Origin of the sequence: Sphingobium sp. LB126 (assembly GCF_002795205.1) — a bacterium.
In the GTDB taxonomy this organism is placed as follows: domain Bacteria; phylum Pseudomonadota; class Alphaproteobacteria; order Sphingomonadales; family Sphingomonadaceae; genus Sphingobium; species Sphingobium chungbukense.
The window spans coordinates 60,001-82,760 of the sequence record NZ_NETV01000002.1 but is presented as its reverse complement, the minus strand read 5'-3'; the positions used below and the strand labels follow the sequence as shown (position 1 = coordinate 82,760).

Annotated in this window: 17 protein-coding genes, 1 tRNA gene, 2 rRNA genes and 2 pseudogenes (1 of these 22 running past the window's edge); 11 read left to right on the top strand and 11 right to left on the bottom strand. The window is 59.5% G+C overall.

Annotated features, from left to right (window positions below; all coding sequences use genetic code 11):
• Window positions 1–130: 130 nt before the first annotated feature.
• Window positions 131–4,096 (bottom strand): hypothetical protein, encoded by a 3,966-nt coding sequence (locus CAF53_RS16730; protein ID WP_100238922.1) that lies wholly within the window; start codon window positions 4,094–4,096, stop codon window positions 131–133.
• Window positions 4,097–4,541: 445 nt separating this feature from the next.
• On the opposite strand from CAF53_RS16730, the gene CAF53_RS16725 reads away from it, so the two are divergent.
• From CAF53_RS16725 to CAF53_RS16715, 3 genes and pseudogenes are all read left to right on the top strand, one after another.
• A complete protein-coding gene (locus CAF53_RS16725) occupies window positions 4,542–6,482 on the top strand; it encodes a tetratricopeptide repeat protein (protein ID WP_100238921.1) in 1,941 nt (646 codons plus the stop codon).
• Window positions 6,483–6,707: 225 nt separating this feature from the next.
• Window positions 6,708–7,878: pseudogene (locus tag CAF53_RS16720) on the top strand (IS3 family transposase).
• Window positions 7,879–8,201: 323 nt separating this feature from the next.
• Window positions 8,202–8,669: pseudogene (locus tag CAF53_RS16715) on the top strand (tyrosine-type recombinase/integrase); the annotation flags it as partial.
• 63 nt (window positions 8,670–8,732) lie between these two features.
• Here the strand turns inward: CAF53_RS16715 and CAF53_RS16710 are convergent.
• The 4 genes from CAF53_RS16710 to groL form a co-directional block, all read right to left on the bottom strand.
• Window positions 8,733–8,924 (bottom strand): hypothetical protein, encoded by a 192-nt coding sequence (locus CAF53_RS16710; protein ID WP_100238919.1) that lies wholly within the window; start codon window positions 8,922–8,924, stop codon window positions 8,733–8,735.
• A 1,172-nt stretch (window positions 8,925–10,096) separates the two neighbouring features.
• Window positions 10,097–10,225: a hypothetical protein gene (locus tag CAF53_RS29080; RefSeq protein WP_255326542.1), complete on the bottom strand. Its 129-nt coding sequence runs from the start codon at window positions 10,223–10,225 to the stop codon at window positions 10,097–10,099.
• Window positions 10,226–10,570: 345 nt separating this feature from the next.
• Window positions 10,571–10,849 carry a hypothetical protein gene (locus CAF53_RS16695; RefSeq protein ID WP_157801272.1) on the bottom strand — a complete coding sequence of 93 codons (279 nt, stop codon included), beginning with the start codon at window positions 10,847–10,849 and terminating at the stop codon, window positions 10,571–10,573.
• A gap of 587 nt (window positions 10,850–11,436) precedes the next feature.
• A complete protein-coding gene (gene groL / locus CAF53_RS16685; protein WP_100238916.1) occupies window positions 11,437–13,062 on the bottom strand; it encodes a chaperonin GroEL in 1,626 nt (541 codons plus the stop codon).
• A 392-nt stretch (window positions 13,063–13,454) separates the two neighbouring features.
• Here groL and CAF53_RS16680 point away from each other — a divergent pair, with 392 nt between their 5' ends.
• From CAF53_RS16680 to CAF53_RS16660, 5 genes are all read left to right on the top strand, one after another.
• The gene (locus CAF53_RS16680; protein ID WP_100238915.1) at window positions 13,455–13,673 is read left to right on the top strand and encodes a hypothetical protein; all 219 of its coding nucleotides are present in this window, start codon (window positions 13,455–13,457) and stop codon (window positions 13,671–13,673) included.
• 243 nt (window positions 13,674–13,916) lie between these two features.
• Window positions 13,917–14,144 carry a hypothetical protein gene (locus tag CAF53_RS27115; protein WP_157801271.1) on the top strand — a complete coding sequence of 76 codons (228 nt, stop codon included), beginning with the start codon at window positions 13,917–13,919 and terminating at the stop codon, window positions 14,142–14,144.
• A 281-nt stretch (window positions 14,145–14,425) separates the two neighbouring features.
• A complete protein-coding gene (locus tag CAF53_RS16670; RefSeq protein ID WP_100238913.1) occupies window positions 14,426–14,632 on the top strand; it encodes a cold-shock protein in 207 nt (68 codons plus the stop codon).
• A gap of 59 nt (window positions 14,633–14,691) precedes the next feature.
• Entirely contained in the window at window positions 14,692–15,027 is a 336-nt protein-coding gene (locus tag CAF53_RS16665; RefSeq protein WP_100238912.1) for a DUF6481 family protein, read from the top strand.
• Between the two features lie 354 nt (window positions 15,028–15,381).
• On the top strand, window positions 15,382–15,603 hold the full coding sequence (locus CAF53_RS16660) for a hypothetical protein (protein WP_100238911.1): 222 nt from the start codon (window positions 15,382–15,384) through the stop codon (window positions 15,601–15,603).
• A gap of 15 nt (window positions 15,604–15,618) precedes the next feature.
• Here the strand turns inward: CAF53_RS16660 and CAF53_RS16655 are convergent, their stop codons facing one another.
• The gene (locus tag CAF53_RS16655) at window positions 15,619–16,386 is read right to left on the bottom strand and encodes a fructosamine kinase family protein (RefSeq protein ID WP_197707463.1); all 768 of its coding nucleotides are present in this window, start codon (window positions 16,384–16,386) and stop codon (window positions 15,619–15,621) included.
• Between the two features lie 234 nt (window positions 16,387–16,620).
• Between CAF53_RS16655 and CAF53_RS16650 the strand changes: the two genes are divergently transcribed.
• On the top strand, window positions 16,621–16,818 hold the full coding sequence (locus CAF53_RS16650; protein ID WP_066563399.1) for an AlpA family phage regulatory protein: 198 nt from the start codon (window positions 16,621–16,623) through the stop codon (window positions 16,816–16,818).
• Here the strand turns inward: CAF53_RS16650 and CAF53_RS16645 are convergent.
• Window positions 16,803–17,657: a site-specific integrase gene (locus CAF53_RS16645; RefSeq protein WP_100238909.1), complete on the bottom strand. Its 855-nt coding sequence runs from the start codon at window positions 17,655–17,657 to the stop codon at window positions 16,803–16,805. The two genes, CAF53_RS16650 and CAF53_RS16645, sit on opposite strands and share 16 nt — an antisense overlap.
• A 162-nt stretch (window positions 17,658–17,819) precedes the next feature.
• Between CAF53_RS16645 and istA the strand changes: the two genes are divergently transcribed.
• Window positions 17,820–19,061 (top strand): IS21 family transposase, encoded by a 1,242-nt coding sequence (istA, locus tag CAF53_RS16640; RefSeq protein WP_100238908.1) that lies wholly within the window; start codon window positions 17,820–17,822, stop codon window positions 19,059–19,061.
• Complete coding sequence (gene istB / locus CAF53_RS16635) at window positions 19,058–19,903, top strand: IS21-like element helper ATPase IstB (protein WP_100238907.1); 846 nt, start codon at window positions 19,058–19,060, stop codon at window positions 19,901–19,903. Before istA ends, istB begins: the two co-directional genes overlap by 4 nt.
• Here istB and CAF53_RS16630 read toward each other — a convergent pair.
• The 4 genes from CAF53_RS16630 to CAF53_RS16615 form a co-directional block, all read right to left on the bottom strand.
• On the bottom strand, window positions 19,830–20,399 hold the full coding sequence (locus tag CAF53_RS16630; protein ID WP_100238906.1) for an integrase arm-type DNA-binding domain-containing protein: 570 nt from the start codon (window positions 20,397–20,399) through the stop codon (window positions 19,830–19,832). The two genes, istB and CAF53_RS16630, sit on opposite strands and share 74 nt — an antisense overlap.
• A 197-nt stretch (window positions 20,400–20,596) precedes the next feature.
• Window positions 20,597–20,673: transfer RNA gene (locus CAF53_RS16625), tRNA-Met, on the bottom strand.
• A gap of 152 nt (window positions 20,674–20,825) precedes the next feature.
• Window positions 20,826–20,940: ribosomal RNA gene (gene rrf, locus CAF53_RS16620) — 5S ribosomal RNA — on the bottom strand.
• Window positions 20,941–21,072: 132 nt separating this feature from the next.
• Window positions 21,073–22,760, bottom strand: a 23S ribosomal RNA gene (locus CAF53_RS16615); it runs 1,121 nt beyond the window's last position.

Sequence of the window (22,760 nt, the reverse complement as noted above, 5' to 3'; positions counted from 1 at the left end):
CCTGCCTTTACGCAGCGCAACCCTCTGAAATGCCTTATGGAGAAGAGATATTGCCGGGGTTCTAATCGGCGCCGATCGGGACCCCCGCGTCGTAGCATTTTTCATTCACTTCCAGGGACTTGGCTGAAATCTAAGCGGGTCCCGTCTTCGGTCCGATCCACACTTCAGGTGATTGAATCCCGTCTGACTCAACCCATTCCGTATCAGGCCAGGTGCCGCGCACGCCCGCTTCATAGACATAGGGACCATCGGTCAGGTCGCCCCACATCATCCAGTCGTGGTGGAAATCGGCCCAAGCGCGGCTCATTCGCCGGGCGAACCGTACTTCGTGCCCGGCTTCGATACCGACCATCATCACGAAGTGGAAGTCGTTCAGTCTGAACGGCGCGCCGCCCATGCGATCGACGCCCGGATGGCGCGTCTTGCTGTCCGTATAACGGTAAAGGGTGAGCCAGTCCCCGTCCGACAAATCCCCGCACAGTCCTAGCGACAGCCGTTCACGCGGAATCGCGTCGTCGAAAACCCAGGAGGGCATGTCTTCCGTCGCGACCTTGTCTATTGTGATGCGGGGGACGGCCGGGATCGATGTTGCAGCGAAGCCTATATCTTCATCTTCGATCGGCCGCACGGTGGGCTCGATATCGCGCAGGAAGGGGAGGTTCGTCGGCACGTCGTACACGCGGGCTGGGACCGGCCCCCATTCCGGTGCGAGCCAGACGTTGTCCGCTAAGCGCGCAAGCAGCTCATGGAACGCGATCCACTGATACTTCTTCCCGATCCGCTCGATCCGGGCATGGGGCGCAGTATCACTCCCTGCGCCATAGTCGCGTGGAAACCGTTTGCTCGACCAGCCGAGCCTGATGGCCCGGCGGGCGATCCAGAGCCGCGCCTGCTGATGATCGATGAGCGGAAGCTCCTTGCCGATGCCGGACCAGCCTTTCCCGCCCTTGAGGTACGGGATGACATCTTCGTCATAGGCCTTTGTCGCCCTGACGCCGAGCAACTGGCGTAGATGATGATCGGCGTGCGCGAATGTCTCAGCTTCATCGCTGTTGCCATTCTGTCCAGAGCGCGGCGCGGTGAGCTCGACGAGGTCGAGGAAGATCTCCTTCATCTCGTCCCCGGCGATCCATCTCGCCTTGAACGCTTCGAAGGCTTCCGACAGGCGTATCGGCCTTGGCCGCGACAGCGGAATGCTGGTGAACCCGCGAATCCGCGATTTAATGATCTTCTCGCCGAAATCGCCAGTGAAGCCGTAGCACGAATCCGCGATATGGCGGTCGCCAACGGCGCTGGCCTCCGCATCCACCTTCGCCTTGTCCAGCCCGAAACGCGGCGCTCTGCTGCCATAGGGTGGGCGGCATCTGGCGATATCGCACCCTTCAGGAAGCACATTCCTTTCGAGCGCCAGTTCCATCACCAGCCGGCCATAATCGCGGGCGAGGACGTGCAGGGGAATGGACGCTTCAGAAAAGACATGCCGCCAGATAGCGTCCGCGGCGGTCGCCACACGGTTCGACTGGGGATCGCGCAGGCATGCGCCGGCCACGGCGGCCAGCACGCGTTCCACGACATAAGGATCATCGACCCCAGCGAAGCGCTCCACGAACGAGGCTGTGGCGTCCGGGTGGCGCATCAGGATTTCGGTGGCCGATTTTGTAGCGCGATCCCGCAGCGTCCTATTCGACGAGGTGAGAATCCAACCCAATGTCGACAGCGCCAGCCGCACAGTCTCGCTGTTCGCGGTGCCCGGTCCTTGGCCCAGACCCCAACTCGCGAGCCGCGAGGCGGTGCCGCGCTGGTCGATCTCACCGTTCACCCGCTGGGTCCAGAAGGCATCGCGCTCGGGCATCGACCGCCGCACCAGATTCCGGTGCAGCATATCCGCGTTCCAGGGATGCCCCTCGACCGTGGAAAGTTCGATTAGGAGTTCAAGCGGGGTCGCTTGCCAGCTCAACCGATTCAGCAACTCGACCGTGCGGTCGCTGAAGGAGCCGTGCTGGCGCCAGCGCACGCTCTCGACGAACGCCGCTTGGATTGATGTGTGCTTCCACCATCGCTCCTGGCCGCCGGGAAGGTGATCGACAACTTCGGTTTGCCACTCGTCAGCGAACACGATGCCGAGAGCATCGAAGACGCCGCGCCACTCGTCTTCGATACCCCAGCAGCTGAGCATGAATGCGAACGGCATGCCTTCTTCGAAAGGTGTCCCCGGCTCGCGCATTCCCTGAGTCAGGCTTTTGGCGATGAGCTGGTCTTGGATGCGCTGGAACGCGAAGCGCAGGACATCCTCCCGCACGTCGAGGGGGTCGTGCTCGGTTTCCTCGATATAGGGTGGGGGATCGAACCGCAGCAGTCCGCGCAGGTGGAGAAGGTCCAGCCACCCCATGTCATTCGCGGCCTGGTAGCTCGCAAAGGCTGCGTCCAGCAGGCGGGCAGCCGCCTGGCGCTCAATATAGTCGACCCGGCTGTCCGCCATGGCGCCGGCGATGTCGAGCAACCCCCGGGTCAGTGGGGCAACGAGGTCCGCGCTGCCATCATATATCGTCCCCAGCGTTGTGGCTGCGGCATCAAGATAGAACCGAAGCATTTCGCGCGATCCGCGCAGCCCCAATGGGAACTGGGTTTTACCCTGTCGCTGGAGGGCAACACAGGTTGTGCGCAAGAATAGTGGATTGACAAACTCCGGGGGAAGCCAAGGGGATGCCGGCCGCGTGATGCCCCGTCGGTCCATATAGACCACGGCCGCCCGCTCGCGCTCCTCCTCCGTTTCGAAGCCGGCAATAACGATCTCGGCCGCGTGTTCTCTCGACGAGGCCGTGAACACACGTTCAGAATATACGTCCCGGCAGGAGACGCAGAGTGCCAGCCGAGGGTTTGCCCGAACCTTGGCCGCGAAGCCCGAGAGACGATTGCGCCAATATTGTGCCCCACCGCCTTCGTTAAGCGCGTCGATGCAGATAAGCGCGCGTGTTCCGCGCGCTGCGGCCGCGGCACCCAGGGCGCCGAGCAGCTTCTCGGTCGTCATCCCCGGCAGCTCCAGCCGCCTCGCAATCTCGACGCCGGGTTCGTCGCCATGCCGGAAGTCGGTGCCGAGCAGCATAATCGCCGGTTCGCCGGCATCGAGGGCCGCCCCCACTTCCCTCGCCATGAGATGAGACTTGCCACTTCCCGCCTCGCCCTCGACGATCGCGAACCGAGATTGGTCCGCGTGCTGGAACGTTCCTTCGAGCCGATATCGCAAATCGACCAGCGCCTCGTCCATCTGGTCAAGGCGCTCTCGCAGCCTGCGCAGACCAAAGCTATCCCAATCTGGCCTGTCTTCATCGTAGATCACGGGGCCAGCTCGCCCGATAGCATCGACGGCGGCCCCGCACGCATCCAGCCAGTCCTGCAGCGGGAAGACCTCTTCGCGTCGAGGTGTCCGCCCGGCGATCGTCTCGAGGTGATGCACCGCCAGCGAAAGGGCGGCGTACCATTCTGCGTCCAGCGTCCCCTCGCCGGGATCGTCGGGCAAAAGCTCCGCCAGTATCGAGACCGGCTGCCGGTAGCCGCCGCGCCAGTCGGCGCTACCGCGTAGTGCCTGGAATAGCCGGCTCGCGCCGACGTCGACATGGTCTTCCGGATGATAGCGCTCATCGAGTGCCGCGACAGTCTGCTCGAACCGCTCGCGAAACCATGCTTCCGACAGCTCGCGTTCGCCGAACCAGTATTCGCGAAGACCTGCTGCGCGGGGGTCAGTGAGCATTCGCTCGATCTGGCTGCCGCCCAGGAAGTCGGCCGTGAACGGCCTTGCTCCGGCGGCTTCCTTCCAGTCTTGGAGCCGCTTATTCCATTTCTCGCGTGCGGACGTGCCACGCTGATTCCTGACATCCGTCAGGTCGCACGGCATGCCGACCGTGATCCGCGTGATCGCCGGGTGCGTGGAGATCGCAGTCATGATTGAGTCGTTAAGGGCGGTCCAGTTTATTTCACCCGCCGCCACGTGGAACTTCGCCTGGTAGCCTTCTTCGGTGCCGTCTTCGATCACCCAATAGGCCTCAATGCCGCCGTCACCACCTGCGCCCTCGATTGGCCGGAACTCGGTTGCGCCCACCGGTGGGATTACCTCTGCCAGATGTCGGAGGAGACGCTCGAAAGAGCCCCTTTGACCATCGACACCGCCACGTAGCTGCCTAAAGTTGAGCATCCCTCTCCCTAGTGACCGCCAGGTCGCATACATTAGATCGCAAATCGGAACATCCCTAGAACTTCCTTTTGAGAGCGTCCATATGCTGGTATTTGAAGCTTTGGGAAATAGGGTGGACAGCTATTACAGCGAATAGCTGACGGGACTGTTATTCCAGTTGGAAAGTAGGTGCGATCGGTGGATATATCGTTGCAAATGGTCGGGCAACCAAGTCATATCAAGCCCTATAAAGCATGGATCAATCAGGCACGCGCCGTAGGACGTGCGATGCGAGAGGGCGTTATCGGAATGCTGCCGCACAATTTCTGCCATCACCGTCCTTACACCTCTCTCTTACCTGGATAGAGTCAACATGAATTCGTTCGACGACCTGCCCAAGCGCGATCACAATCATACCTTGGAAGATGAAGCGGAGTCAGCATTTCAGGCGCTAATTTCACAAAGCCCTAATTTCGTTTCCCAGCGGTCGGATCGTAAGGACTATGGCACCGACTTTCAGATCGAAGTCGTCGCGGACGGTCAGGCCACCAACGTCAGACTGCACGTCCAACTCAAGGGAACCGAGCGAACCCTCAACGCGGACGGGTCGCTCAGCATCTCGGTCGAGCGGACCAATCTCAACTATCTGATCGCGCAGCCCTATAGCTTCTACGTAGCCTATCATGCCCCAACGAAGTCGCTTCGCGTCAGCTTCGTTGAAGCAGTACTGCGCCGCTACGAGCATAACAGCAAGAACTGGACCGAGCAGCAGACCATCACGGTCCCTTTCACCAAGGAGCTGACTCTGGAGCGCCTGGGCCGGCTGGCGGACCTTGCGCGATCGGGCTTGCGAATCTCACGCGACCGTAGGATCGCGCAATCGACCGCGCCTTTCGAAGCGATGCCCGGCATGCTGCGAACCGCAATGCCGGAGCTACATGTGCCGGAAGATCCGGTCATCGCGGCGCAACTGGCGAAACAGCTCTACGATGGTGGCGCCGACAGGGTTCTGAGCGGAGCCTTCGAGCAATTTCGTGCGGTGCTTGGCGCCAACAGTGACGCCATGGGCTTCTGCTACATGGCGGAGATCAATCTCGGCCTGGGGTTTCAGCTGCCAAACACGCAGCGGATCGAGGCGGCGCTGGAGCATTTTCGTTCGAAGCTCCAGACCGGACGATATCAGGTCGGCAGCCTTCTCTACACGATCGGGAATGCGCTTTCGGCGCTCGACCGGGAGGAGGAAGCCAAGACCATGTACATTGCAGCGCTTGGTGATCCCGATTTTACGGAAGAGGCACACATGGCGGCGCAGTGCTACAAGAACCTTGGCACGAGCCTCGAGCGGCTCGGACAGGAGGATATCGCGGCTGAGCATTATCGCGAGGCGCTGCGTCTCAGCCCCGGCTTGCCGGAAGCTCATAATGCGCTCGCGCATTATCATCATCGCAATGGCCGCTACGAAGAGGCGCTGGAGGCGTTTGATCGTGTCGTCTTCACTGAGCGGCAACTGGGTCGGCCATCTGCCATCTCGGGATGGCGTACGAATATCTTGTTCATGCTCGGCGATGGCCGTGGCGCCTTCCGCGAGATTAATACCCTGTTGAGCGAGGCGGACGATGTGCTTTGGATCTGGCCGTGGTGTGCGCGGCAGGTCGCGGCCTTTGGGAGGACTTCCGTCAAGAATGCACGTCAGGCATTGCTGTTCTGGGATCGTTTCCTGACAGCCCATCCAGATCTCAGCCGTGCGCATGCCGAGTGGTTGCTGACAAGCTTCTACCTACGCTCCGTAGGCGAGGATGTCGGCGACTATGCCACGTTTCGACAGGTGTTCGACCGGCATATTGTCCATATCGATCCCGACGATGCGGCGCTGCCCTGGGACCGGCTCGGCCATTGGGCGCAGGACGAGAGCGATTGGGGCGAAGCTGAGCGTTGCTACCGTAAGGCCTACGACTTGGCTGGCGGCCATTTCGGTTATTGCCTGGGCACCGCGCTCAACTTCCTCGGCCGCTTCGAGGAATGCCGCCCAATTATGATCGAGCAGGCAGAACGGCTGCAGCCCGATGCGATGAGCTGGTTCCAGTTGGGAGTCGCGAATGGCAACACTGGCCGAACGCCCGAAGCCGTGGCAGCCTATGAGAAAGCGATCGCGCTTGATCCCGACTACGACCTGGCCATGTTCAATCTGGGCGGGATTCATTGGAACAATGGCGATCTTGTCGCCGCCACTCGGGTCTGGCGCCAGGCCATTGAACGTTTTCCCGATCATGCCCTGGTAGCCGACATCCGGGCGAGAATGCCGCTGCTGTTCTAGCAGAAGCGGCTGTCTTTAGCGTGCCGCCGATCCCGATTTACCGGGAAGCGAGACGTTCATCGATACGTCAAAGCCGTCTTTGTAAACGCGCTAAGCGACAAGGATCGGCTGCCAAAAACGTGGCGACCCGAGCCTGAGCTTTATCGCTTGCGACGATTGTGTGAGGTGGTGCCGGAAATTCGGACAGGGTGCTAAGCTCATCCCGACCTGAAGGAATGGACGGGAATGAAGACGACGAGAAAGCGCTACAGAGCCGAGTTCAAGGCGAAGGTGGCGATGGAAGCGATCCGTGGCGATCTGACGCTGGCGGAACTGGCAGCGAAGCATGGCATCCACCACACGATGATCGGGGCATGGAAGCGCCACGCGATGGATGGGATGGCCAGCCTATTCGATAATGGCGATCAGAGCTCGAAGGCTGCTAGTGAGGCGGAAATCGAGAAGTTGCACGCCAAGATCGGGCAATTGCTGGTGGAACGCGATTTTTTGGCGAAAGCCTCCGGTCGATGAGCGTGGCCTGGAGGCGATCGAAGATCGAGCCGGCACACCAGCACCTGTCGATCGCGATGCAGTGCCGGCTGCTGTCGATCAGCCGGTCGTCCTACTACTACACGCCGGTGCCGGAAACCGACGAGACGCTGGCGCTGATGACGGTGATCGACGAGACGTTCATGGAATGTCCGTGGTACGGCAGCCGTCAGATGGCGCGGCATTTGCGGCGTCTGGGTCATGCGATCGGCCGCCGCCGGGTCCGGCGGCTGATGGCGGTGATGGGGCTGACGGCAATTTACCAGCGTCCTCGCACAAGCGATCCGCATCCCGAGCATCGGATTTATCCCTATCTGCTGCGCAATCTGGAAATCACGCGCCCCAACCAGGTCTGGTGCGCGGACGTGACCTATCTGCCCATGCGCCGGGGTTTCCTCTATCTGGTCGCCATCATGGACTGGGCGAGCCGCAAGGTGCTGGCCTGGCGGCTATCGAACACCATGGACGCGGGCTTTTGCGTCGAGGCCCTGGAGGATGCGCTGGCCCGTTTCGGCAAACCCGAGATCTTTAATACCGATCAGGGCAGCCAGTTCACCAGCAATGCCTTCACCGGTGTGCTGCGCGCAGCCGAGATCAAGATCAGTATGGACGGCCGGGGGCGCTGGATGGACAATGTCTTCATCGAGCGGCTCTGGCGGTCTGTGAAGTATGAATGCGTCTATCTGCACGCCTTCGAGACCGGATCTGAACTGCGTGCCGGCCTTGGCCGATGGTTCGCCTATTATGACAGCCATCGTCCTCATTCACGCCTTGCAGGGAAAACCCCTGCCGAGGCATATGGGCAAATCGGCGCTTCAAATCCTGGGGGCATGCCCCCCAGGATTTGATCACTCAAATGGCGGCATGAACGACAACCGGGATGAGCTTAATTTAGCCGCCAACCTGTCCAAGAAGGCGAGGCCACCTCAGTGGGAGCGATCAATTGGGGCACGACCGGGCAACGAAGGCTCATTTGGTGGCGGCAGCGCGGGTAGTCGCGGATGCTCGCTCATTTCCTTAACGAAATCTGTAATTGCAAATTGGAGATCAGCTGGGAGGTCAGCGACCAACGCAGCTATTGCGAATTCCGACCGAACGAGAAATTGTCCGACCCGATGAACGAGAGGAGAAGTCGTAGCATAATCTGACGATATAGCACCTGCGAAAAACGAACCTGCAAAAGCTGCTACGCTAATAACAAGGTTGCGCGGCTGCGACTTGGTGAAGATCAGAATCAGCGACATCGTTTGCGATCGGAAAATTCGAACTCGAGCCACTGTCGTTCAGCAAAAGACCGGGAGGCCAGTTCAGTTTGAACTGATGGACGATGCCCGAGCGAGCCTCCTCAAATGGCTCGAACTGAGGGGTGGCTCCCTGGAGGATTTCGCCTTCCCCAGCCGCACTGATCACGCTGCCCACATAAGCACGAGACAATATGCCCGCCTTGTTGACGAATGAGTCACAGGAATTGGCCTGCCCAGTGAAGATTATGGTACCCATTCTCTGCGGCGGACCAAGGCATCGATCATCTACAAAGCGACCGGGAATCTCCGCGCTGTCCAGATTCTGCTTGGACACACGAAGATCGAAAGCACGGTCAGATACCTCGGGGTGGATGTCGAGGACGCACTGACATTGGCAGAGGGTACAGAAATCTGAGGTTGCCTGGCTCCTCGCTGCTGCGGGGAGCCAGAACCTGGATTGCGGCTGCTATCGCCAAACCTAGCCATTCGAACGCGGTATTCCGCCATAAATCGCCCCGTGCGCATGCATGGGTTCTGTGACCATCCCGTCATCGCCCGGAACGGTGCGCAACGGTTCGGAGCCGCTGACGGTGAGCGGGTCCTTCACCAATCGCTGTTCCGCCGCCTGCGCGCCTTCTACAGTCAGAAGCACATCGTTCGTGTGCGGCATGATAGGCGATCCTTGCTTCTACCTGAAGGCGCCTTCGATATCCTGATCTGGCTGGCACAGCCTTCGCCCCGGCATCCAGACAACATCCGGAACTGGCTACTGTTCCGACAAACCGCAACGTTGCAGATTGGCCGAATAGCCCGGGTGATTAGCGGGGGCGAACGCCTGCGACCGCTTGCTTTCTTTCGCGGATCAGCACGTCTATGATCTTTGCGTAGGCGCGGGCTTGCTCCTCATGCAGGTTCCTTTGACGGGGGCAACTGGCTAAAAGCGCTTCTTTCAACGCCATCACTCTGCTCCGTTCCAACAAGCGGGAACTTTCCATCCCTTATCTCCGGGAACCGGAGGGCGGCAACTGGCGTGCAATATGGGAGGGCGATCGTCTTACCGCGCCAAGGATCAGCTTGTGCTTCATGAGGATGCGCAATGACTCGGCATCGCGGGGGTCCAGCAGCACGACTCTTGATCCGCCCGATAAAAGGGCTTCCACGGTAGAAACTCGGAATGAATGTTTTCTGCACAGATCCTCGACGGCCGTCGGGGTTTGATCGATATGTATAGCCCGGCTCATGCCCGATGTCCCAACGGTCCGAAAGGGAATAGCGTTGAAGCGCGCGCAGCGGCTTGCGAATGCAGCAGCTCTTCCTGCTTACGTTTCAAACGAGCGTTAAGGTGTTCCATGATCTGCTCCTCGACTTGGCAAGCGGGAGCGCGATGGTCTCTCAGTCGCGGCGGATGCCTGCATCAGTTTCCGCGCAATATGGACCGTATAGCTGACTTCCGGTTGGGTGTCGCCTATAAATTTTCGACCGAATCGAATGGATTATGAGGGTCGAAAGTCATTTTCATTTATGACATTATAATTTCCAACGATCTTGTCTATATTATGCTTTAGATGAGATCGCCATAATTGAAGATCACAAGTCCGGGATTGTAGGACTTATGGAGCACCGAGCCGGTGTCTAGCAGAGCAGTGTTGTTTGCTGAATGTTGGCCCCTCGGTGAACATAAGAAAAGCCCCGCGTCGTGTCGGCAACGCGGGACCCTCCGCGAGCAAGGGTGCTCAGGCTCTCATTATAGGGCTGTTACCAGCTAGGGCGATGGCGCATTGTGAGCAGGGTGGAAAAGTCGAAATACCATGATGGTTTTCGCTTCAGAGGTTGTTCAAGATTTCAGCTTTTCAAAGTGACCAGGTTCACTCCTCCAGGCTTTTGTGAAGGATTGGAGACATTTTGCTTTTTCGGCTTTTCTGCCTTGGGCTTGCGCACTTCGCGGTTAGATCTTTTCTGACTTTTAGCCATTTTGAATATTCCTTCAGATGAATGCGCTGTGATTTTGTGACCCTACATGAATCGTGTGCTATACGGCGTGTGCATCAATCCGGATTGGCCGAAGCCGCTGGGGCTGCGATCAGCTCCGTCCAAATCCAAACCAGAGAGATTCGGCGTCCTCCAATGCCTCGAACATATCTGCTTCCGCGTGCATCCGATTGAGATGACTGCGTACCGTGTCGGGGTCTCCTGAGCGAGGAAATGTCCGATCGGTCGCCGCTGCCCGCGCGAGATCTCCAATCCATCCCGGCCGGCTGTGCTGACATATCAACCAGCTACCAAATTGCTCGACCTGAACCTTCATGCTCTGATCCATCACAATTTTTGCCGGGGATCGAAATCAACATCCCCCGACTTGTCGCTGATGATCATCTGCACCTCCTCCTCCCGCCTAAATTCCAGAGCGATCGCTGCGTCTTCAGCGCTGAGCATGTCCTGCTTTCCCGCTTCGCGCGCCTCAGCCTCCCTGGCCTGAATGTCCCATACCTTGGCCGCCGTGAGCGCAACCCTCCGCACCTTCTCAAGGTCAGAGGTGGCAGCCACCTGCCGATGATAAGCTGCCTGTTTCCTGCACATAGCTGAGCTGTTGAGCATGGCTGGTCTAGCGACGGCGGTGGGAGGGCGTGTTACGGACCCACAAAGGCACCCAGCGCCAATCTGTTGGCGGGGGACAATCGGAGCGTCCGGACGGCTCAGCTGGCTGTTCAACTCGACCGGGCTCGTCTCGGGCCGCGTCCCGATCTCGCTGCAACGCGGCCTCAAGTTCCCCAGGATCGATCTGGTGATGCTCGATGGTCGCGCCTGTTCGGAGACGAATGGTCGTCGCAATCCGACGGAAGCCTGTATGAGCTTGACCTTCCAGAGCTTCTTCGTCCGTTTCGACCACATAGGTGCCCGCAGACAGAAGCTCCTCGAAACCCGACAGGCGAAAGGGGGCCGAAAATGTCACAGGTCTCCGCGTCGAGCGAATGGTCATGACGGCTTCGCCCCGGCGGGACGGATTCGGGTCAGATCGTCAGGCATAAGCTGCTCCCGTTTGCAGGCGGGAGCACGACGGTCTCTCTGTCACAACATGCCTGCGGCATGATCGGGGTGATGAGGGATTGTAACACGAAATGCCCGAGCACACGCATCAATTCGTCAGGCATGGTGAACGGTGCACGATGGGCTTGAGAGGCTCCTCAAAACCCCCTGCCGGGAGCTCTGATCTGCGGGCCGTCGCTGTCGGCGACCCACTCTGCAACCGCCGCTTCGGTCGTAATCAGCAACCCGGCGATGGAGGCCGCATCCTGCAAGGCGGTGCGGACAACCTTGGTAGGATCGATGACGCCGGACTGGAAGAGGTTTTCATATTGCTCGCTCTGCGCGTTAAATCCCAGATTTTCGTCCCGCTCGTCCAACAAACGACCGGCAACCACGCCACCATCATATCCCGCATTCTCCGCAATCTGGCGGAGTGGCGCCTGAAGCGCTCGGCGGATGATGTCGATGCCGCGCCGCTGGTCGTCCTTGACGGGATCAAGGCCGTCCAATGCCTTCGAAGCATAAAGAAGGGCGGTGCCGCCGCCCGGCAGAATGCCTTCCTCCACCGCCGCCCGGGTCGCATGCAGAGCGTCCTCCACCCGATCCTTGCGTTCCTTAACCTCCAGCTCCGAAGATCCGCCGACCTTGATGACGGCGACGCCGCCGGATAGCTTGGCAAGACGTTCCTGGAGCTTCTCGCGATCATAGTCGCTGCTGCTGGTCTCGATCTGCGCCCGGAGCGCGGCGACGCGCGCCTGAATGGCTTCCGCGCAGCCGGCACCGTCGATAATCGTGCTGCTATCCTTCGTGATCGTCACGCGCTTGGCGGTGCCCAGCCTGTCCAGCGTGACATCCTCCAATTTGATGCCAAGATCCTCCGTCACGAAGTCGCTTGCCGTCAATATGGCGATATCCTCCAGCATCGCCTTGCGCCGGTCGCCAAAGCCCGGCGCCTTGACCGCGGCGACCTTCAGCCCGCCGCGCAGCTTGTTGACGACCAGCGTCGACAGCGCGTCCCCTTCGACATCTTCGGCGATGATGAGCAGCGAACGGTGCGCTTTGGCGACCGCTTCCAATAAGGGTAGCATGGCCTGCACATTGCCCATTTTCTTCTCATGGATCAGGATGACCGGGTCCTCCAGCTCCACGGTCATCTTCTCGCTGTCGGTGACGAAATAGGGCGACAGATAGCCGCGATCGAACTGCATGCCCTCGACCACCTCCAGTTCGAACTCGACGCTCGCTCCCTCCTCGATGGTGATGACGCCTTCCTTGCCGACCTTCTCCATCGCCTCGGCGATCCGGTTGCCCACCACCTCGTCGCCATTGGCCGAAACGATGCCGACCTGGGCTATTTCCTGATTGTTCGATACCGGCTTGGACCGCGCCTTGAGTTCGGCAACGACGGCGGTGACGGCCAGGTCGATGCCGCGTTTGAGGTCCATTGGATCGATGCCGGCCGATACCGACTTCATCCCCTCCCGGACGATCGCCTGCGCAAGGACGGTCGCCGTCGTGGTGCCGTCTCCGGCATGATCATGCGCCCTGAATGCGACGGCGCGGATCATCTGCGCCCCCATATTCTCGAACTTGTCCTTGAATTCCATTTCCTTGGCGACCGTGACGCCGTCCTTGGTGATCCGGGGCGCTCCGAAGCTCCTGTCGATGAGGACGTTGCGCCCCTTGGGACCCAAGGTCACGCGCACGGCATTGGCGAGAATATCCACACCACGCGCAATGCTTTCGCGGGCCGCGTGCGCGAATTTCAGATCCTTGACAGTCATGATTTGGGTCCGACTTTCCTGGCGCTGGTCCGCGACGGAATGTCGCTTTCACAAGCGGAAGCCAGCGCTGCCAAATTGCGAACTGGCAGACCTAAATGCGGACCGCCGATGAACCTGATATGCGCCCTGCGGCAGACAAAGACAAGCTGGACGCAATATGTCGGTGCCGATCAGCGCTCCCTTAAAACGGGCGACTCCATTACAAGCCATGAGCAGAAATGTCGTGTCGCAGGTGGAATGTCAGGTGAGGATATTCTTCTCTCGAATTTTTGGGGGCACGGCAATGTTGTATGATTGTCGATTAAGCCTATATGGAATTCATCAAGTGCATAGCAATGTAGGCGCTCTTGACTGAGAGACCATCGCGCTCCCGCTTACCAAGGGAGTTACACATGGATCTCAATCAGCTTTATTTCGAGCATCAGATTTTGCTCATGAACGCCGCCGACGCGATCAGTGAGCCGGCACGCCGCAAGCATCTGTCCGCAGCGGGCATTGTCGGCGGTCAGATCTTCGACTTGCTTTCCTCGAAAAACGCAGGTGCGTCGGTGGGTTGGCTGCCGTGGATCGATCAGCCTCGCCTAGCCGCGCACTTGGTTGGGTCGGCATGACCGTGGACGCGATCACACCGGCTCGCCCGCGAAGGCGAGCGTTCATTAGCCGCGATCCGCGGATTTCTGCTGACCAGGCGAGGCGGCAGGGGTTGATCACCCATCTTGCATTCGTCCTTCTGGGGCAGGAGGAGGCAATCCGCTTTCTAAACATCCACAATGCCTCGTTGGGCGCCCGGCCCCTCGATTTGGCGATCGCCGATCCAGAGGGGTATTCAAGGGTGGAAAATGCGGTCCAGCTGCTTGCCCGACCCGCAGCCGGCCGGCGGCAGTAATCTTGCTCGTCAACCCGTGCTCACCATGATTGGACAGAAAATGACAGTTGTCCCGGCAGACGAAACGGAACTCATGGCTCGCTATGGCATCGTCAAGGTGCCTGCATTTCGCTACCATTATCGTGACTGGCGATATTCGACCTTGAACGATGCGCTTGCTCAAGCCAGGCGCGATGAGGCGGCGCGCTCGAAGTGAGCAGCGCGCTGCGGCATCGGATCATGCCGCGGGTGCGATCACAATAATGAAATTGACGAGAACTCAGGACGTAGTTCCCGGCAGATGAAAAAGCGGTTGCTCGATCGGTTTGGGTCCTCGTTTTGTATTTCCGTCGTTTTGTGCTATCAACGCTTCGCTGAACGTCGCGCTTCGACGGATATCGGGCCGCTTCGGCTCTCCCTTGTCCCACATTTGCCTCTTAAAGCCGGGATGCCCGCATTGTCGCGGGCGCCTATGAAACTTGGACAAGGAGCTCCAATATGATCATCGGAACAGTCAAATTCTTCAATGCCGACAAAGGCTATGGCTTCATCGCGCCGGAAAGCGGCGGCGACGACGCCTTCGTGCACATAACCGCGGTTGAACGCGCGGGCATGCGCACGCTCGAGAAGGATCAGCGCGTTTCTTACACGCTCGAAACGGATCAGCGCGGCAAGGCATCGGCAACCAACCTTCAGCCTGCCTGAAGGAGGGGCGGGCGGCTTCGGCCGCCCCCACGCGAATTTGAAACAGGACTTTCCTCTTAATGAAAAGATATAAGGAACCCCATTTCCAGGAGCGCATAGTCGCTGCGGCGAGCGCCCGGACGGAGGTTCTCGAGCGACTGTGGACGAAAGTGCCCGTGGTTCGGGCCGTTACCCCCGACCAAGCAGAACGCCGTCTGGCAAAGGAAGCTGCGGCGCGGGAAAAGCGCCAGGAGGCCCTGCTCGTGGCAAAAAAGCAAAAAGCTGCCAAACGTGCCCAGGCCGATGCAATGGCTGCGGCGAAGGCGGCCAAGCAAAAGCCCGAACTCACTGAGGCTGAACGCAAGTCAGCCCGCGATGCGCGATATCTCGCCCGCAAGAACCGGCTATCGTCTTGAGGGGGATGCTGCAAAGCCTTTTGGCCGGTGCGGCACCCTTGCAGATATAACCCCATGTCCGTCGCCGCCATCGTCGCAAGCGCCTGATCAAAGGCCGCGCCGTGCAGCGAGGAACTGATATGAAAATGCGGCTCACGCCGCGAGGACCATCTATGAATATATTTTCCAAACCCGATAAACGCGCATCCCGCTCCTCGTCCTTGCGCAGGCCGGAGGCGGGCCTCCCTGCGCTCGGCCGCCCGACGACCCTGTCGAGCAGTGAATTGAAGCGCGTTGTCATAGCGATGGTGGGCTGACTTCATCCCCGGCAGAATATTCGCCCTGCGATCATCCGAGTTACAGTGAGGAATCTCCATGAGCCGAGAAGCAATCCGCCCCTATCTAATCTCCAAGGATGATGATGGAAATTTCCGGCTCACGGTGCGCGAGACCCGCTACAATTCCCAGGGCTATCCGCTGGTCACATCGCATATGCAGGAGGAGACCTTCAAATCCGCGGCCGCGGTCCGTACCTTCGCTCGCGACGTGTTCAAGGCCGAACCTGGCCAATATGATCAGACGAAGTCGCGGTCGTAACGCGGAATGACCATGCTAGCGCCACAGGATGACCGGACGGCAATCCCGGTAGAGCTGGTTGACACCGCACAACTTCCCGACGGAGGTGAATTGCTCCTGTGGCGTCGAGGAGACGATTAAGCGATATATGGGTTGCCGCTCACGCCATCCCTCTTCGAGACCACAGGCTTCGAAGAATGCCACCGGGGGATGGTCGAACAGGCTGAGCATCGCCAGATCGACTTCCCGGTGGCCGTAATAGGCTGCCGGATCGATCAAGCCGGATATGCTGACGTCGTTGACCAGGATGTTGCCACCCCACAGATCGCCATGAAGCAGGACGGCCGGGGGATGATCCGGCAGGAAGTCGCCCAACCGCCGGACCAGTTCCTCAAGGCGATCGCCCAGATGGCGATCAACATGGGGAAGATGACACCGCAGCCGATTGTCGCCCCAAAATTCGACCCAACTGCTTTTCCGACCGTTCGGAATGGCCACGTTGCCGAAGGCATAATCACCATCCCAACCATAGGGGTTGCCAGTTGGCATGTGCAGATGATCGAGTACATCCGCGAGCTGCGCCCATGCCCGTGCAAGCTGCCCCGCAGCGGGCAGATCCTCCAGGATCAGCAATTCGGCTTCCATCGCCAAGATAGTCGGCGTCGGCACGCCTCTGCCGCGGACCGCCTCCAGCATCGTGGCCTCCATGGCCACCAGCGAACCGGTCTTCGCGATCGCAGTCCCACCACCGACCAAACCAAGCCGGCTGACCGACGAAAGGCTGCCGCCGGAAATTTGCGTCACGCTTTCGACGCGAGCCCCCAACAAATGGCCCGCGCGCACAAATATCGACCTCACACAGCGATCCCTTATTATCTCCTGTCAGTGATAGGCGGTTTCCGCTGCCAGGCATAGCGACGACGGACGGCCCAAACCGTGCCAGGACGCCTCTCCCAAGCGCCGACATGCCCTTGATCGGCCATTGTAAAAGCGGCACAATATGGGCGCGGGCAGACCGGGACAGGAGCTTGGTTTGCAATGGACGATATGAGTGAGCAATTTCTGCGCCTCAGGGCGGTGATCCAGAAAACCGGGAAGCCCAAGGCTTCCATCTATCGCGACATCCATCTGGGCACGTTTCCCGCGCCCGAAAAGATCGGCGCCAGAGCGGTGGCCTGGCGCCTGTCGCGGATCATGCGTTGGATGCGGTCTCCGGCCAATTACCAGGACGACTGAAACCAGCCCAGCGCTTCGACCGGCTTCTTCTTCGGGGCCACCTCCTCGATGACGATAGCCTTCGAGGCGCGCTCGGCATCGTCGAGATAGTCCGCCCACCATTTCATCATCTTGCGGCGGGGATCGAGATAGAGCGCGGCATTGTAAACGCTTCGGACCCCTTGCGGGACATGGGCAAGCTGCATCTCGATCCAGTCGGCGTTGAAACGACCGGATTCATTCAAGATCGTGCTGGCAACCGAACGGAAGCCATGGACGGTCGCCTTGTCCCCGACGCCCAGACGCCGCAGCAGGACCAGCATGCGGCTCGAACTGATCGTGTCATCATTGTTGCCGATGACCGGGAAAAGATATTGCCCGAACCGCTCGTTGCCGAACTTTCCGTAGACATTGAGTTCCTTGAGCTCGCGGAGCAGTTCGACGGCCTGCGGCGGCAGCGGCACCAGATGCTCCAATTGCATCTTCATCCGCGCCGCGGGAATGCGCCACAACGGCTTGGGTCCGCCCAGGCCCTCGAATTCGCTCCATTGGGCATGACGGGTTTCCTGGGTCCGCACCATGGTGAGGATCGTCCACCGCAGGGCAAGATGGCTGAGCCGTGAGCCCGTGTCGGCATTGAGCGCGGCAAAGAAGCGCGGCAGTTCGGTGATCGGAACCTTGGAGCGATGCTTCACCCTCGCCCGCTTGCGCATCACGGAACCCAGATCGCTGCACGGGTCGGACATAACGCGACCACTCGGAATGCCGTACCGGAAGATTTCGCTGCAATAGCCCCGCACCCGGTGCGCCATTTCGAGCGCGCCGCGATCCTGAATCTGCTGCAAGGCTTCAAGCATCATTTGCGGGATGTCGGTGCCGGATGTATTCTCCCCAAAAGTGCCGAATGAAAATTCCCCAGTTTGAGGTCAGCGCCAATTCGCTCCGGGGTTAACCCCGGAGCGAATTGGCATCGATCTTCACATGCTACTCGATGCCCCCGCGGATTTGGCGGGAGTGGCTGGGTGGTCAGACTTGAGGAAGTTGTAATGATCCATGATCTGCACCGGCAGGGCCTGTCGGTGTCCGCGATCGCCCGCAAGACCGGTCTCGATCGCAAGACGGTGCGCAAGCACTTGGCTGAGGGTATCAAGCCGCCGACATACAAGCCGCGGCCCGAACGTCCGCGACAACTCGCCGCCTTCGAACCCTACCTTCTGGAGCGGATCACGCTCTACCCGGACTTGTCGGGAAAACGGCTCCTGCGCGAGATCAGGGCAATGGGGTATAGCGGCGGCTACAGTGCCGTGACCGACTACCTGCGCGCCAAACGGCCTGCCCGCATCAAGCCATTCGAACGCCGGTTCGAGACCACTGCCGGCCGGCAGGCCCAGGTCGATTTTGCCCAGTTCCGCGTCGAGTTCACCGACGAGCCTGGAGCCGTGAAGGTGTTCTGGCTGTTCTCGATGGTGCTTGGCCATAGCCGGTGGCTATGGGGCAGGTTCTGCCCGACCCAAGACCTGCAGACGGTCATGCGATGTCACATCGATGCCTTCGATGCGATAGGCGGCGCTCCGCGCGAAGTCCTCTACGACCGGATGAAGACCGCAGTCATTGACGAGGATGCCGAAGGCGTCGTGATTTACAACCGGTCGCTGGTGGCGCTGCTCGACCACTACGGTGCCTTGCCGCGCGCCTGCAGACCCTATCGCGCCAAGACGAAGGGCAAGGTCGAGCGTCCCTTCCGCTATATCCGCCAGGACTTCTTCCTGGGTCGCACCTTCCAAAATGCCGAGGATCTCAATGGCCAGTTCCGCAACTGGCTCGACACGGTTGCCAACGTGCGTCGTCACGCAACGACGGGACGCATCGTTGCCGAGCACTTCGCCGAGGAAGGGATCGCGCTGACGGCCTTGCCTGCCGCGGCCTACAATGCCGTCCTTACCGTTGAACGGCGGGTCAGCCATGAAGGCATGGTATCGGTCGGCGGCAACCTTTACTCGGTGCCCGATGCGACGAGAAAGCGTGTTGTCGAAGTCCAGAACCATCCGCGCGAGATCAGGATCTTCGAGGACCGCAGGCTGATCGCGGTGCATCCCGTGCTCGATGGGCGCAATCAACGCCGTGTCGATCCCGTTCACCGCAAGCTCGCCCAGATCCGGCAGGAAGCGCCGCCTCCTGCCACGGGCCGTGAGATCGGGCGTCGCTCACTCAGCATCTACGAAGCCGTCGGCAGGCGCCTAGCCGGTGTGGAGGTGCGGCCGTGAGCGAAATCATCGACAGCATCCGCGCCAGCCTGGTCGGCCTCAGGATGCCTCGCGCCCTCGAAGCCCTGGATCATACCATGCGCTGCCTCGAGCGGGGCGAGATGACCGCGCTCGAGGCCATCGACATCCTGCTCTCCCACGAGCATGGCAACCGCGAGAGCCGGCGCTTCACCATGGGCGTCAAGACCTCCCGCCTCGTCCCCATGAAAACCATCGAGGGCTTCGACTTCTCGTTCCAGCCATCGCTTGATCGCAGCCGGATCATCGCGCTCGCCCAGCTCGACTTCATTGAACGCGGCGAGGTCGTCCACCTGCTGGGGCCGCCCGGAACCGGCAAATCCCATCTGGCAACGGCCCTCGGCGTAGAAGCTGTCCGTGCCGGCAAGCGGGTCTACAGGGCCAGCCTGGCCGAAGTGATCGACATGCTGGTACGCGCCGAACGTGATGGCAGGCTCCCCGAGCGGCTACGCTTCTTCAATCGCAACAGCCTTCTGATCGTTGATGAGATCGGATACCTGCCAGTCACCCCGGGCGGGGCCAACCTCTTCTTCCAGCTCGTCAACTCGCGCTACGAAAAAGGTGCCATGATCCTCACCTCCAACCGCGGCTTTGCCGAATGGGGTGAGGTCTTCGGCGATCCTGTCGTCGCCACCGCCCTGCTGGATCGCCTGCTGCACCACGCCATCGTCATCCAGATCGAGGGCGCCAGTTACCGGCTGCGCGCCCACACCGATCTCATCCCTGAACACACCAGGACCATCGCCACCATCACACCGCCACCCCCGCCACGCCGGCGCGGAAGGCCACCAAAGGAGCGCCCCCTCGATCACCGATACGGTTGATCACCGAAAGCCTGGACTGGGGAATTTTACATCGGCACTTCTGGGGAATCTTCGGTCGGCGTTGACACGGGATGACCGCGCGGACCTTCTTCTTGCCGATGACAGGGAAGATATCCGCCTGAAGCCGCCGCTCGATGACGCCGGCATAACGGGCAGACCACCCTTCCCGTTTCACGGCGAGCCATTCCTCGGCCAGTTGCTGGAAGGTCGTATTCTCGGCCTTGATCTCATATTTCTGGAGCAGGCGGATATGGGCCGGGTCCTTCCCCTCGGCGAGATGCGCTTTCATCTCCTCACGCCATACCCGCGCGCGGTCGATGCTGACCTCGGGATAGGTGCCGCCCTTCAGCGTCTTCTGCCTGTAGTCGAAGCGATAGGAGAGGCGCCACTGCGCCTTGCCGTTGGGCAGGACGCAGATGTGCAAGCCGCCGCCATCGGCTTTCTTGATGGGGCGCTCGGAGGGTAAAATCGATTGAATGAGACTGTTGGTCAGCACCGGTCAGGACTCCTGAAAACGGTGCGTGGGATTTGAAATCCTGTTCCAAAGACCAACAAAAAGACCAACAAATCCCATGCAAACCACCTGAGCGGTCATGATCCCATAGGAGACCATGTTACATGGGATAACTGCTTGAAAACAGCAGTTTTTTTGGCGACCTCTTGAAACTTTGTTGGTCCATTTGGACCAAAGTTTGGTTGCGGGAGCAGGATTTGAACCTGCGACCTTCAGGTTATGAGCCTGACGAGCTACCGGGCTGCTCCATCCCGCGACACTTATGTTTGCCTCACGGGCCGGCGGATGCATCGGCATCCTTGGCTATCCTCGCATAAGCTCGGGCGGCCGGTTGGCCTTTGGGGCCTTTGGCCCGATGTCCTGGGCCAGAAGGGGGGTGAATGGGTTTATCAAAGCGCGAGCTGTAATGCCTGGCGACGCCCTACTCTTCCGGGGCTTGAGCCACAGTACCATCGGCGCAGACTGGTTTCACGGCCGAGTTCGGGATGGGATCGGGTGGGTCACAGACGCTATGGTCACCAAGCAATAGAGCTTGCGCTTTGGGTTTTAATCGAATGCCGTGCATTTTACGGTAGATATATCTGGCATGAGGTTGATCACCACATTCAATGGCTGACGCTGGTTTGTGTCCAGTGTTGTCATTGATGGTGGGACTCTCAGGCGCGATCAGAGCAATTAGGACCGGTTAGCTCCATATGTTACCACACTTCTACATCCGGCCTATCAAGGTCGTGGTCTACGACCGCTCGAAGAAATCTTATCTTGAGGGAGGCTTCCCGCTTAGATGCTTTCAGCGGTTATCCCGTCCATACATAGCTACCCTGCTGCGCCCTTGGCAGGACGACAGGTACACCAGAGGTATGTTCAACCCGGTCCTCTCGTACTAGGGTCAACTCCTCTCAAATTTCGACGCCCACGGCAGATAGGGACCAAACTGTCTCGCGACGTTCTGAACCCAGCTCACGTACCACTTTAATTGGCGAACAGCCAAACCCTTGGGACCTGCTCCAGCCCCAGGATGTGATGAGCCGACATCGAGGTGCCAAACGATTCCGTCGATATGAGCTCTTGGGAATCATCAGCCTGTTATCCCCGGCGTACCTTTTATCCGTTGAGCGATGGCCCTTCCACGAGGGACCACCGGATCACTATGACCGACTTTCGTCTCTGCTCGACTTGTCAGTCTCGCAGTCAGGCGGGCTTATGCCATTGCACTCTAACAGACGGTTTCCAACCGTCCTGAGCCCACCATCGCGCGCCTCCGTTACTCTTTAGGAGGCGACCGCCCCAGTCAAACTACCCGCCACAGAGGGTCCCTGCACCGGATAACGGTGCGAGGTTAGACATCAGAAAACAACAGGGTGGTATTTCACCTATGGCTCCACGACAACTGGCGTCATCGCTTCAAAGCCTCCCACCTATGCTACACAGTTCTTTCCTAATGCCACTCTGAAGCTGCAGTAAAGGTGCACGGGGTCTTTCCGTCTAACCGCGGGTACTCCGCATCTTCACGGAGAATTCAATTTCGCTGAGCATATCCTGGAGACAGTGGGGAAGTCGTTACGCCATTCGTGCAGGTCGGAACTTACCCGACAAGGAATTTCGCTACCTTAGGACCGTTATAGTTACGGCCGCCGTTTACCTGGGCTTCAATTCAGAGCTTGCACTCCTCCTCTTAACCTTCAGGCACCGGGCAGGCGTCAGGCCCTATACGTCGTCTTGAAGCCGACTTAGCAGAGCCCTGTGTTTTTGCTAAACAGTCGCTACCCCCTGGCCTGTGCCCCCCACAAAAAGTTGCCTTAATGTGGGGCCTCCTTCTTCCGAAGGTACGGAGGCAATTTGCCGAGTTCCTTCAGGATACTTCTCTCAAACGCCTTGGTATACTCTACCATTCCACCTGTGTCGGTTTAGGGTACGGTCTATACGGAGGGGCTATTTCCTGGGACAACTTCACTGCCCGGACCAATCCAATAAGGCCGAACAATTTACGCCATCCGTCACACACCTCCAGGCCCACGAATATTAACGTGGTTCCCATCGACTACCCCCTTCGGGCTCGTCTTAGGGGCCGGCTTACCCTGCTCAGATTAGCTTTAAGCAGGAACCCTTGGAATTTCGGCGACAGTGCATCTCACACTGTTAATCGCTACTCATGTCTGCATTCGCACTTCCGATACCTCCACGACCCATTACCAGATCGCTTCAACGGCCTACGGAACGCTCCGCTACCGCTCAGCACAAGTGCTGAACCCTAAGCTTCGGTGCACGTCTTGAGCCCCGTTACATCTTCGCCGCAGGATCTCTTATTTAGACCAGTGAGCTGTTACGCTTTCTTTAAAGGAT

Coding starts and splice junctions, on each gene's coding strand:
- CAF53_RS16670 (WP_100238913.1), top strand. CDS start 14,426: ATGATCATCGGAACAGTCAAATTCTTCAATGCCGACAAAGGCTATGGC.
- CAF53_RS16695 (WP_157801272.1), bottom strand. CDS start 10,849: ATGCTCAACAGCTCAGCTATGTGCAGGAAACAGGCAGCTTATCATCGG.
- CAF53_RS16725 (WP_100238921.1), top strand. CDS start 4,542: ATGAATTCGTTCGACGACCTGCCCAAGCGCGATCACAATCATACCTTG.
- CAF53_RS16710 (WP_100238919.1), bottom strand. CDS start 8,924: ATGCCGCACACGAACGATGTGCTTCTGACTGTAGAAGGCGCGCAGGCG.
- CAF53_RS16665 (WP_100238912.1), top strand. CDS start 14,692: ATGAAAAGATATAAGGAACCCCATTTCCAGGAGCGCATAGTCGCTGCG.
- CAF53_RS16660 (WP_100238911.1), top strand. CDS start 15,382: ATGAGCCGAGAAGCAATCCGCCCCTATCTAATCTCCAAGGATGATGAT.
- CAF53_RS16645 (WP_100238909.1), bottom strand. CDS start 17,657: ATGATGCTTGAAGCCTTGCAGCAGATTCAGGATCGCGGCGCGCTCGAA.
- CAF53_RS29080 (WP_255326542.1), bottom strand. CDS start 10,225: ATGGCTAAAAGTCAGAAAAGATCTAACCGCGAAGTGCGCAAGCCCAAG.
- CAF53_RS16680 (WP_100238915.1), top strand. CDS start 13,455: ATGGATCTCAATCAGCTTTATTTCGAGCATCAGATTTTGCTCATGAAC.
- CAF53_RS16650 (WP_066563399.1), top strand. CDS start 16,621: ATGGACGATATGAGTGAGCAATTTCTGCGCCTCAGGGCGGTGATCCAG.
- groL (WP_100238916.1), bottom strand. CDS start 13,062: ATGACTGTCAAGGATCTGAAATTCGCGCACGCGGCCCGCGAAAGCATT.